Raw genomic sequence first — 11685 nt, 5'->3', positions numbered from 1 at the left:
TTGAACGCTCAGATATGGTAAGATGTTGATAGCTCATAACGATTCCTCCTCAGATGTTTGTGTGGTAACTAACATTTTACACGAGGACGTTATGGGCTTCTTTTATTTTGACTTACAAGTGTTGCACTTAATATTACAATTCATCATAAGCATTCTCTATTAATTCCTCATATTTCTCTAAATTAGATTGTTTATCGCCTAATATAACTTCAAAACCTATTTTTTTTGCTCGAGCAATTGCGTTTTTTATATGGGTTTCAGGAATTCCTACCAGGAATAACTTTTTCACTTATATTACATCTCACTTTCGAACAAGCATTTATAGCAAAATTAATGGCTTCATCTGTGTTTTCACCTACTGTAATAACATACGCAATCCGTGAATCATGGAATATATCAGGTGGTAACCCTACGTAATCACCAACTTGTTTTTCAATTACAAAATCTACAACACCTGGCATTTCTTTAATTTTTTCTATTCCTTCCCATGCATGGACTGTTCCTGCAACTTCAGCAGTTAGGAATTTTACACAAGCACCTTTATTCTTAGATGAGGTAAAATCGAACTCTTCACCGATTGCAGCTAATAAATTTGCTTCTGTAATATCTATTCCCGTGGCAAGTGGGATTAAGTGAGTAGTAATAAAATCCCCTCCCAATCTTCCATTAATTTCAACAATTTTATATCCATTTTTGGTCATCATAATTTCGGCATGAAAACCACAATTATCAAGTCCTAATGCATGTATTCCGTTCTCTGTGATTGATAATAATTCCTTTTCTACCTTCTCAGAAACTCTCGCAGGAAAAGCGTGTTGGTATTCCTCAAAATAGTAATCTGTCCACTTTTCGGTAATACCTGCAAAATGGATATTACCATTGGATATTATTCCTTCAACACTTATTTCCTGACCTTCCATAAATTCTTCTACTAAATATTCATTTGGATAAAAAGAAAACATAGCATCATTGTTCGGTGTAGTAGAAATAATTAATAGATCATAAATATTTTCTAAGTCTGCAGGAGAAGTAACTTTAAAAACACCTTTACTGGCTGAGGCGCCAACAGGTTTAACGATTAATGGATAATCCATTAATTTGCTAGCATTTTTAAGTTCTTCCAAGGTAGAAAACTTTTTGAATTTTGGATGAGGAACTCCTGATTTCCTCAAACATTCACGCATTTCACCTTTGTTTCTAGCACGAACAGCTGAGGCTACAGAACTCCCTTTCAATCCAAATTCTTGAGCAATTACTGCTACAGGGACTACATCTCTATCCCAAAAAGTAATAACGCCGTCAAAATGGATTTGAGTATGTTTTTTAGTCAAAATAGAAATGGTTTCATTTATATCATAGGTATTTGCTTCAATAAAATGATCTACAAAAGGAAAGGACCACTCCGGTAATGATGGACCAACTACTGAAACTTTTAATCCCAATCTTTTTGCTGTTTCTAACGTTAGAATCTTTTTGATATATGTAGCATTAAAAAACAAAATATGCTTATCCTCCATACGTCTATCCCCATTTCATTCTTAAAATAATGTAGTTAATATCCAATCAAATCCCATACTAATAAAATAAATTCAATCACACTATCACCTCCTAGCAATTTAATTATTTCAATTTTTAGAAATTTCATGATAAAATGTTAGCAATTACTAACTGTTTTAGTGAGGTGGTTGAGTTTATGAACACTAAAATTGGCTGTATCATTCGTGAGATTCGAATAAGTAAAAAAATCAAATCAAATGTACTTTATAAAGAAGTACTATCTAGACCTTCCATAATAAAATTTGAGGAAGGCGAAAGTGATACAACTGTGGAAAGATTTTTAATCCTACTCGATAGGTTAAACATTACTTTAGAGGAATTTGTAGCTATTTATAAAAATGGAGAAAATCAAGATTTATCTTTGACCTCTAGCTATATTCAGGCCTTTTATAAAAAGGACCTGGCTAAATTGAATGATATTTATTATTCAACTCAACAATTGTATAAATCAACAAAAAATCAAAAGTATTTACATTATGGAGCCATTATTAGTCTGTTAATTGATTCGATACAGAACAACTTCTCACATAAAAACGAGAAGGATATTCTCCAAGACTATCTGATGAGGTGTGAGACATGGGGATATTACGAATTAACTTTATTTATTAACACTCTGAATTTTTATTCAAATGAATTAATAGACACCGTATATAGAAACGCAAAAAAAAATCTTTTGAAATACAACCAATTGCCACGCTATCGAAATGAATTTTCTATTTTACTATTTAATATTTTGGAAAAAAAGTTATATAGTGGATATTATCGTAATTTAGAGAAGTATTTAGACGAATTAACAGATTTTAAAAATCAAAATAAAGATGTTATGTATTACCAATCTATGGTTACTTATTTTGAAAATCTTATAAATATTATTAAAAATAATAATATAGAAGATAATGTGAAAAGTATTGAAAATATTATTTCGATATTTAAGTTTCTTAAAATGGATTACAAGGCAGAACAATGTCAAACACTTTTAACAAGCACCTTAAAGCGAAAAAAAGATCCAAAAGTTATTTCTTTAAATCTAAATAATTCTTAATTGCATTTCTAAAAGATTTCATACAAGTCAAGGCTGTAATATTTGTGGAGATATAAAATGATACTGAGGGAATTTTGCAGTCGTTCAAATCCATCATAATTTTCACTGTAATACTCTCTAATTATTTATTTAAAACTCTACATTTGTTATAATGTTATATAAATGGCAAAAGGAGGTATATAAATGAAAGCAAAATTTTTAATTGGATCGACTATTGTTGTTATCATTTTTGGGATTTTTGGTGCTCGTGAATTAATTGGTTTCACACATGGAAGTGACGGCAATAAATCAACAAACGATAACGTTGTTGAAGGAGTTAGGGAAACAAGCGAACCTAAATTATATGACGAAAAATTTCGCAAATGGGCTTTGGAAATGAACAAAGTACTTTCCAAGCCAATGGACAACGCAAAATTGAAGGAAGCGAACAACGATGAAGGTTTCGAATATTACTTGAAGGCACAAGAGGTTATTGGGGAATTTCCGAATCAATTGCTTAAAGATAGCAAAAAAATAGAAAAGGAACATTCGAATTTGTTTCTTCTATCCAGTTACATCGGTCATAAACAATTCGTTCGCACGGCACATTTAGACCCTAATGGTAAAATGAAGGAATCAACGGAATTTATCGACCAGTGGAAACCGACAGATGAAAACATGCGACAAGCATTCGAATATATGAAGGAGATTGTGAATGATATCGACGTTGTGGTCAACCATAAAGGAGAAGGCAAAATTTATGGTGTGACGCACCTAAATAACGGAGATAAGGTTTCCGAAGTTGAACAATTTTTAAAATTTAACTAAATACGAGAAAACTGCTCGTCGTCTTTTGTAAAAGAATAAGAAAATTTACGTTAGGTACAGTGTATAGGCTTGGAATGTTAATTGTTTTAGTTTTTTTAAGATAAAATTTTATAAAAAGGTTATTGATTCCCCCTTCCTGTTGTGTCTTATGTTGTCATAGATATGTACATGGTTGTGTGTCGGTGTTCGTATCCTCATTTTACTATCTTTAAACGAATATACGTTTGTGTCATGGCTATAATAAAAAGGGCACCGAATGATCGATGCCCTTTTCGTTTGTAGCAGATTAGAATGTCAACGTACCTGTATAAGTACCAAAATCAGTGGTGTACTTACCAGTTTTAGGATTCACAGTGAACCAGTCCAGTGTGTTTCTATGGTCATCTACATATTCTGTTAATTGGAAATAGTAATTTCCAGATGGCTTTGTTTCGATATATGTTGCAGTGTAGCCAGGAAATTTTTTCTCTAATGCTTTTTTAGCTTGATTGATAGTTGCTGCCATGTATAAATCCCTCCGAATTGTTTTTTAAAGCAGATGTTCTGTAATCTGATACATATACTTTGGTGATCCTTTGGCGCACTCACTCGACACCCTGAAATCATGGTTAGTTCCATACTGTGATGCTACCCCTGATCGGTATCCCATTTCTACCCATTCACCCTGTGTTTGTTCCCACATGTCCAGATAGACACGATATTGGAATGCACAATTCCCAGGTGTTGACGTGACCGTTGCTGCGATATAACCAGATTGTGATGATCCGCTTAGTACACCTTTTGTTCCTGAGCTACATGCATGCGGATCGAAAGTTGTTGATACTGCCATATATATTTACCTCTATTTCATAAGAATTCTACTTTTTAAGATTTTAACGAATCCAAACTTTTGAATAGTACGTTCCATAATCTGTTTTAACTTTCACACGTACTGCTAAACCTTTTTTAGCGATATTACCAAATGTTATATTGGCGGTACTACTCTTTTTTAATGTACCGCTTTTTGACATTACATCTTCAGCCCATGCATCGTATTTGTTAGCACGTTGAAGCGTTGCTGTGAAATTATTTGTATAACCTCCATTTGGATCTTCCTGTGTTAGTGTTAAATAAACGTTCAACTGGCATTGTTAGAATCTGCCTCCCCAGTTGCAATTGCTAAAGCATTTCCTTCGTAACCTAATGCCATGAAACGAATTACATTAGCATATCTTTCGTTCACTCTAGCGAAATCGGAGAGGATTTCAGCTTCTTCTAACTTATCAAGGAGTTCTTCTTCTGCTGAAACTACTTTCCAGTTTAATAGATTTGCAAGCGTTGTTTCACCTTCTAAGTCAGAACCTGCTATTCTTCTGTCCAGTGAATCTAGTCTTGCTGATACGTACGAAACACCATCCTTATCATCCTTGTTTCCCTTTGTTTTATATTGATTCCAAGTATGCTTTTCAGCAAAGTCAAATCGACGAATTACAATATTCTTGAAAGTAGAACCACCAACTTGAAATGATTCAATTGCTTTTCTAAAAGAAGTCGATATTTGGTTGGGTGCTAATGAAATGTGGCTTGGTATCTTTTTAGTGTGTCATTGATATAAGAGGCGTATTATGAAGAACCAACTAATGATAGTATTGTTGAGTGATTATAAATTTATTAATTTCCAACAAAACTATAAAAGTGTCAAAGTCTATATATCGAAGATTTTGACACTTTATAAATAATATGGCGGTTAGAGTCGATCCCCTCACCTAAAAACGCTTATCTTGGAGGAACAAGAATCAGCATTGGCTAACAGCAGATTAACAAGCTTTCATAAGAAACTAGAGAAAGTAGATTTAATCATATTAGATGAAATGGGTTATCTCCCATTTGGAAAAGAAGGTGCAGAGCTACTATTTCAAATTATCACAGAGTGTTATGAACAGAAAAGATTGATTATCACATCAAATCTAGAATATATTCATTGATATCGGATATTCTCGGATTTACGCTTAACAGCTGCATTAGTGGATCGATTGATTCACCATGCCCACGTAATTTCATACACAGGGACGAGCTTCCGATTAGCTCATGCATTATCAAAAAGAACTTGAAAATATTGGGTTGCAACACTCTGCATTTTTCTCTGCAATTCTCTGCACTCTTTACTTGCAACATACATTTGTTATCTCTTCACTCACCCAACATCTTCAACGTATTTTCTCCAAGCTCCCCTAATCGCCAGATTGCGACTTTATGGTAACCTTTTTTTCTTATTTTTTTGATCCATTCTAGTAATGTTGTTGAGTCTGCATACCAGACTGTATGCTTTACGTTGTAGTCGTCTAGATATGTGAAATAAAGACTGCCACTTGCAGGGTCGCGCTTTATAGAAGAGGTGCTTTTGTTTGCTAATTGTGCTGCTTGTTTTTCTGTAAGCGAAGTGATGTTGCCATTTGTTGACCAGTCAAAGCCACCAGTTGCAATTGCAATAGCTGGATCGCCAGGTATATTTTTCATCCGCTTTGCTAATTTCGTTATAAAAGCATAATCTGCTTTCGGGCCAGGTTCACTGTGGGTGCCGTACAGATTATAAGCCATCATGACATATGTTGGTCCTTTTGGTAGCTTCCATTTTTCAATGGGCATTCGAGGTTCCAAAACAATTCGAAGTTTTTTTCCTTCTTTATGTAGGCGTTGATATAATTCCGAGTAGAATGTGATTAGTTTTTTCCAGTCTTTTTCTTTCACCATTTCAAAGTCAATTTCTACTCCGCTAAGGTCATATTGATTTACTACATTTATCATCTCATTGATGTGCTTTTCTCGACTTTCTTTCGTAGCTATTAGTCTAGTGATTAATGTTGAGTCTTTTTGAATCGTGGTACCATCTGTATTTATAATGTCGTTCACAATAGTTAAATCTATTTTTTCTAAACCCATTTGCTTTGCTGTGTCTAAAAATTGTGGCATGGCTGTTTGCATTTGTTCGGTAAAATACAGCTTATCTTGATTATCAAAATAAGCTGCAAAAATTTGAAAACTTTTAAGTCCGTTTGAAAGCTGTTTTAGATCATGGATGCTTGCCTCCCATTGCCAATCCACAACCCAAGTTGACAATTGCAGAGGAGGTACCGTTTTGATAGCAGTTTCTTTCACTTTCCCAGTAGATGTTAAATCTTTTTCTTTTATACATGCACTAACTAGAGCTGCAAATATCACTGTCAAAATCAACGCCTTCTTCACCACATAGCTTACTTCCCTTCCTCTTTTCTCTTTTTAGAAAGTAACAATCGCCCAATCAATCACAGCGTCAAATCCTTTTTTTATTTGACTAGTTGCTTTCATCATACCAGAAGGCTTATTCGTGAATAATTCTGATTGATTGTTTTCGCCATGCTCTAAATTTTTCACTTCCAAATCTTCAAACACACCGTCATAGATATCGTCCTTCTTGTTTTGCTCATTGTACTCTGATTCTAGTGATATCCCACCTCTTTGAATCTCTTTATCTATTTTCAACTTTGAGATGAGCTGTTTTTTACCAACTGATAGGGATAACTCGTCCCCTTTTAAAGTTATTTTAAATGTTCTAGTCTGTTTAATATTGGTTGGATACTCATCCTCATCAGAAGTACCTCTTCCAGACTGCGTTTGTGCCTTTGAATAGTAAGTTGCTTTTTCAAACGTTAAATCTTTTACATTCCATTTTACAGGATCTAATTTTTGGCTAAAGAGTTCCGTGGCTTCTTCCCCTTCTTTTTTCTCCTCAACAGTTAGGACATTGTTGTTGAGGTTAATGCGAATGAAAGCATCTTTCTTAAGATCATTACGTAGATAAATTTTTTGCTGTCCTACTACATTCCCAGTTAGTTTTACTTTAAGTTGTGTATCTTTGTAATGATCGCTATCCTTCAAATAAATTTTACCTGCTCCACCCGCAGTAGAGGTTAAAGCAATTCGATTGTCGATAAACTCAGCAGCTCCATTCAGTTGTTTCCACTTTCCGGCTTGTTCCTCGTCACCACTGATAAATTGTAAGTTCTGTTTACTATCATGATTTAAGCGCATCAATAGATGATTTGTATACCAAAAAGGTTCTGGTTGAACCCTTGTTAAATCATAGAGGTTCTGTTCACTATCGTTATATGCATGTCCTTCTCTATTAAAATGCATTTTAAATAGTTGCTTGATATTTTCATCATTTGCGTCCGATACTAATGGATTCATGCCTTCATACATCGTATTTGCATGCATAATCATATAGGTATTCGGTACGAAGCCTAATTGTTCTGTGTAAATGTCCTTCATCAATTGATAATCTTTTTTAATTCTTTTTTCCATTTCGTCACGATGTTCAGTCGGAATCATATTCTCATCACGTTTAAAATCCATCAAATAGTGATTGTAGTATTCAATATTTTGTTTATTTCTTAGTTGGTTTTCATTTTTAGCACCAATATAATTTCCAGAATTATCAAAAATATTGATATAAGAAAGTCGATACCCATTCGATCCAAGCTCCCAATAGCCTGTTTTCAACATTTTCAGCATATCCTTGGGTTGCACAAATTTTCTGTCGCTATTCCCCATCTTATTTGCATAAGAAAAGAATGTGGCTTTAAAATTATATTTTTCAAGCAGTGGTTGTGCGTAAATACTTGAATCGTTTCGCCCATCCTCAAATGAAAGGAATAGTGCTTTTTTTGGTAAAGCCTTTCCTTTTTGATAAAAGTCTAATATATCTTGTTGTGAGATTGTTTTATATCCTTGTTCATACAATGTACCCAGTTGTTTTTCTAGTTGTTCCTTTGAAACTAGTTTAGGACTGCCTGTTCGATCGACGCCAAAATAAGATAACGCGATAAAACCACTCGTATTTTGCCAATCGGCTTTTACCGGCTCTTCATAGTGTTTACTATTGAACACTACTTGATAAAGAAAAAAAATCAGCAAAATTAATAGTAGTGTTTGTATGACTGTTCTAGTGAATTTTTTACGATTCTTTCGTCGATAATCAAGGGCAGTGTTTGTGTTTTCCTTTGTCATTTCTGCCATCTACACTCCTTAAATTGTTTATCTTACATTTATGGCTTTATAAAGGTAATTGGATATCCTTAGATAGTTTGTTTTTTCGTTTTCTTGCTTCTTTTTTATTTTTTGCTTCAACATCTTGTGGTGTTTCTCTCGTTCCCCACGTTGATTTCCAAAATGTAAACCAAGCAATAGGCATTTGCCAAAGTAAGACAAATTCGTAGAAAATACAGAAGTAAAAACCAAACACCCATAACTTACTTTTACGGAAGAATAGATGGGCTAAACTCATCAGCATGGCCATTAACAGAAGACCCATTAAAAATGTCCCAGGGAAGATGTGATGCAATAGCGGCACATATACCAGATTGTATAAAACAACAACAGGTGCAGCAATTGGCACGATTAGACCGATGTAAAAGAAAAGCGCCATAAACGGTTCTTTTTTCCATATAAAAGATCCAGCTCTAAGTGATTCTCTCAACCATGAACGTTTCCATCGCATTTGCTGCTTTAAGAAAACATTCATATCTGATGGTACAATCGTTGAACAAACCGCTTGGTCCTGATAGCCTGTTCTGTGTGTTTGTAAAATATAGTTTGTCATACTACGATCATCCCCAAAAGTCGCAGGCTGTCCTAAAAATTTCTGGTTAAGCCATGCATCCTTATGTTTGAGGATCAAATCTTTTCGATAACAGGATAAGGGACCTGACAAACAAGTAACACTATCGAACCAAGACTCCGCTGCTTTCATAATTCGAAAAGCGACATAATAACGAACCGTTTGAAGCTTTGTCAGCATATTTGTAAATTTGTTTTCAACTTCTGTACGCCCTGCTACTCCCCCCATACGAGGATCTTGGAAAGGTTGAACGATATGTTGAATTGCGGAAGGATCAAGAAAACTATCCGAATCTACAAATACGACTAAATCGTGTTTGGCCATGTCTACACCTTGGACTAGTGCTTCTCTCTTCCCTCCGTTTACCGGTAGCACATGCATTTTCAATCTTTCTTTCGTCATAAAGCGATCTGCTTCGCGATGAACCATCTCAATTGTTTTTTCGATCTCTTTAACAGTCCCATCAGTAGAGCGATCATCTACTACGATTACTTCTAACTTATCAACGGGATAATCTTGATTGATACAACTTAATATTGTGCGACTAATCCATTCTTCCTCATTAAAACAAGGAATAATAATCGACACGCCAGGTGTATAATTGGGATTGATGGGCACATCTCGATAAAATGCGCCAAATAAGTATCGCGTGAGTAAGAAGGCTGCAGCTATCAGACTATATAAATAGAGCAATAGATTATATTTAAAATAGATAATACTCTCTACTCGCAATAACATAACAAATAGAACGGCCACAAATAAGAAGGCACTGGCTGTATAGACTGAATAGCCCCATCTCTTTTTCTGAAAATATTCAGTAAGAGGCTTTTCAAATTGAATAGCCATCATTTGTTTGTCGTTTTTCTCAAATATCCTGATCGTCGTAGCATTTATTTTTACTTTAGACTCAAAGCCTTCTGGCATCGTTCCTGAAGGTATATTGAAACGAGCTATTACTTCAGCACCAAGTTCAAATGGGTCTACATTTTCATTTAGTTCGATTAATAGCCCCGTTGAAGAAATATCTACAGCTTTCGCCTTGATTTTCCCCTTTTTCTTTTGCCCTTTTTTCACAAGTATGACATCAAAACTTGCTTCATATCTCAAATTGAAAGTTCGGAATTTTTCAATATCTTTAGATGCTATATTCTTTGATGATTCGTTGTCCAAGCTACCTCTTCGATCATCCATCATGCGAATATTTTCTGGATCAGGCACGTTTGATAGAATTCTTCTATCTAATCGTGGTAAAGTTAGTACTTCTTTCACTTTCTTCTTTTTTCTTTTTTTAAATAACATCTTTATCTATAGCCTCCAATAACGATAACCAAAATGCTCGCATTCAGCTTTGTCATAAATACCTTTTATATCAATCATGACCTTCGTTTGATGCTGATCGTACATGTCGTTTATATCTTCTAGGCCTAAATCTGTAAAAATACGATGTGGAGCTGCCATAATGATGACATTCAAATTGTTCAATTCAGACATATTCGTTAGTTCAAAACCATATTCTTGTTGGAATTGTTGCTGATCTACTAAAGGATCTACAACTTTTGGTATGACACCGTATTCTCGGAGCTCTTTAATAATATCAATGATTTTTGAGTTTCGAATATCCGTACTATTTTCTTTATAAGTAACACCTAAAAGACCGATATTAACTTTTTCTAGATCAAACTTATACTGGACTAGCATTTTGATGATTTGTTGGGCGATATAGGTACCCATTCCATCATTAATATGTCGGCCCGCTAGTATTATTTGAGAGTGATATCCTTCAGTTTCAGCTTTATACGTTAAATAGTAAGGATCGATACCTATGCAATGGCCTCCAACAAGTCCAGGGGTATAGTGATGGAAGTTCCACTTTGTTCCTGCAGCTTGTAAAACTTCTTTTGTATCGATACCCATTTGATGAAACAGCATAGATAGCTCATTCATCAATGCAATATTAATATCTCTTTGTGTATTTTCAATTACCTTTGCTGCTTCAGCTACTTTAATACTTTCCGCTTTATAAACGCCTGCATCTATTACTAATTCATAAATTTGGGCAATGGTTTCTAAAGCTTCTTCATCTATACCAGAAACAATTTTGACGATATTCTCTAATTTATTTGTTGTATCACCTGGATTAATACGTTCTGGTGAATACCCTACTTTGAAATCTTGTCCACATTTAAGGCCAGATTCTGCTTCTAAGATGGGGATACACACATCTTCTGTAACACCCGGGTAAACAGTCGATTCAAATACAACGATGGCTCCTTTTGTAAGCTTTGATCCAACGATTTGACTGGCATTTTGCATGTATGTTAAATCTGGCACATTCCCACTTTGAACTGGTGTTGGCACAGCTACGATAAAAAATTTTGCATTTTCTAGATTGTTACTATCTGATGTAAATTGAATAGAGCAATCATGTAATTCGGTATTTCCTAAATCACCTGTCAAATCGATTCCTTTTTGATATTCTGTGATTTTTCGTTCGCTTAGATCAAAACCTATGACCTTTGCTTTTTTAGAAAAAGCAACAGCAAGTGGTAATCCAACATAACCAAGCCCTACTACTGCTATAGAAGCTTGTCCGTTTACTATTTCCTCATAAAGATCTAGTTTTTCTTCTATAAATAATCCCATT

11 protein-coding genes and 1 pseudogene are annotated in these 11685 nt (G+C 34.5%); 3 read left to right on the top strand and 9 right to left on the bottom strand.

The annotated features are described in order from the left end of the window. Positions 1-133: 133 nt before the first annotated feature. Positions 134-289 carry a hypothetical protein gene (locus CW357_RS18320; RefSeq protein ID WP_164489615.1) on the bottom strand — a complete coding sequence of 52 codons (156 nt, stop codon included), beginning with the start codon at positions 287-289 and terminating at the stop codon, positions 134-136. Next, complete coding sequence (locus CW357_RS14665; protein WP_119417393.1) at positions 258-1517, bottom strand: ATP-grasp domain-containing protein; 1260 nt, start codon at positions 1515-1517, stop codon at positions 258-260. Before CW357_RS14665 ends, CW357_RS18320 begins: the two co-directional genes overlap by 32 nt. Positions 1518-1693: 176 nt before the next feature. Here CW357_RS14665 and CW357_RS14660 point away from each other — a divergent pair, with 176 nt between their 5' ends. Beyond that, a complete protein-coding gene (locus CW357_RS14660) occupies positions 1694-2599 on the top strand; it encodes an Rgg family transcriptional regulator (RefSeq protein WP_164489614.1) in 906 nt (301 codons plus the stop codon). A gap of 183 nt (positions 2600-2782) precedes the next feature. Next, on the top strand, positions 2783-3406 hold the full coding sequence (locus tag CW357_RS14655; protein WP_124218434.1) for a hypothetical protein: 624 nt from the start codon (positions 2783-2785) through the stop codon (positions 3404-3406). Between the two features lie 286 nt (positions 3407-3692). Here CW357_RS14655 and CW357_RS14650 read toward each other — a convergent pair whose 3' ends face one another. The 3 genes from CW357_RS14650 to CW357_RS14640 are packed head-to-tail and all read right to left on the bottom strand — an operon-like array spanning position 3693 to position 4527. Next, the gene (locus CW357_RS14650; protein ID WP_124218433.1) at positions 3693-3911 is read right to left on the bottom strand and encodes a PepSY domain-containing protein; all 219 of its coding nucleotides are present in this window, start codon (positions 3909-3911) and stop codon (positions 3693-3695) included. Between the two features lie 24 nt (positions 3912-3935). Then, positions 3936-4235: a hypothetical protein gene (locus CW357_RS14645; protein WP_124218432.1), complete on the bottom strand. Its 300-nt coding sequence runs from the start codon at positions 4233-4235 to the stop codon at positions 3936-3938. A gap of 43 nt (positions 4236-4278) precedes the next feature. After that, entirely contained in the window at positions 4279-4527 is a 249-nt protein-coding gene (locus CW357_RS14640) for a hypothetical protein (protein WP_124218431.1), read from the bottom strand. Between the two features lie 651 nt (positions 4528-5178). Here CW357_RS14640 and CW357_RS14635 point away from each other — a divergent pair. Next, a pseudogene (locus CW357_RS14635) lies at positions 5179-5496 on the top strand (ATP-binding protein); the annotation flags it as partial. Between the two features lie 79 nt (positions 5497-5575). Here the strand turns inward: CW357_RS14635 and CW357_RS14630 are convergent. The 4 genes from CW357_RS14630 to CW357_RS14615 are packed head-to-tail and all read right to left on the bottom strand — an operon-like array spanning position 5576 to position 11684. After that, on the bottom strand, positions 5576-6604 hold the full coding sequence (locus CW357_RS14630; RefSeq protein ID WP_241155116.1) for a glycosyl hydrolase family 18 protein: 1029 nt from the start codon (positions 6602-6604) through the stop codon (positions 5576-5578). 57 nt (positions 6605-6661) lie between these two features. Beyond that, a complete protein-coding gene (locus CW357_RS14625) occupies positions 6662-8440 on the bottom strand; it encodes a polysaccharide deacetylase family protein (protein ID WP_241155114.1) in 1779 nt (592 codons plus the stop codon). 37 nt (positions 8441-8477) lie between these two features. Next, a complete protein-coding gene (locus CW357_RS14620; RefSeq protein WP_124218429.1) occupies positions 8478-10340 on the bottom strand; it encodes a glycosyltransferase family 2 protein in 1863 nt (620 codons plus the stop codon). 6 nt (positions 10341-10346) lie between these two features. Beyond that, positions 10347-11684, bottom strand: a complete 1338-nt coding sequence (locus CW357_RS14615; protein ID WP_124218428.1) for a nucleotide sugar dehydrogenase — start codon at positions 11682-11684, stop codon at positions 10347-10349. Position 11685 lies beyond the last annotated feature (1 nt).

The sequence above is a fragment of the Rummeliibacillus sp. TYF005 genome, from assembly GCF_003844195.1.
Taxonomy (GTDB): Bacteria; Bacillota; Bacilli; order Bacillales_A; family Planococcaceae; genus Rummeliibacillus.
The sequence above is the reverse complement of the archived record's forward strand: the minus strand, read 5'-3'. Positions and strand labels throughout refer to the sequence as shown.

Bases quoted from the DNA above. Each gene is read 5' to 3' on its own strand.
- CW357_RS14665 (WP_119417393.1), bottom strand. From the start codon at position 1,517: ATGGAGGATAAGCATATTTTGTTTTTTAATGCTACATATATCAAAAAG.
- CW357_RS14660 (WP_164489614.1), top strand. From the start codon at position 1,694: ATGAACACTAAAATTGGCTGTATCATTCGTGAGATTCGAATAAGTAAA.
- CW357_RS14655 (WP_124218434.1), top strand. From the start codon at position 2,783: ATGAAAGCAAAATTTTTAATTGGATCGACTATTGTTGTTATCATTTTT.
- CW357_RS14650 (WP_124218433.1), bottom strand. From the start codon at position 3,911: ATGGCAGCAACTATCAATCAAGCTAAAAAAGCATTAGAGAAAAAATTT.
- CW357_RS14645 (WP_124218432.1), bottom strand. From the start codon at position 4,235: ATGGCAGTATCAACAACTTTCGATCCGCATGCATGTAGCTCAGGAACA.
- CW357_RS14625 (WP_241155114.1), bottom strand. From the start codon at position 8,440: ATGGCAGAAATGACAAAGGAAAACACAAACACTGCCCTTGATTATCGA.
- CW357_RS14620 (WP_124218429.1), bottom strand. From the start codon at position 10,340: ATGTTATTTAAAAAAAGAAAAAAGAAGAAAGTGAAAGAAGTACTAACT.
- CW357_RS14615 (WP_124218428.1), bottom strand. From the start codon at position 11,684: ATGGGATTATTTATAGAAGAAAAACTAGATCTTTATGAGGAAATAGTA.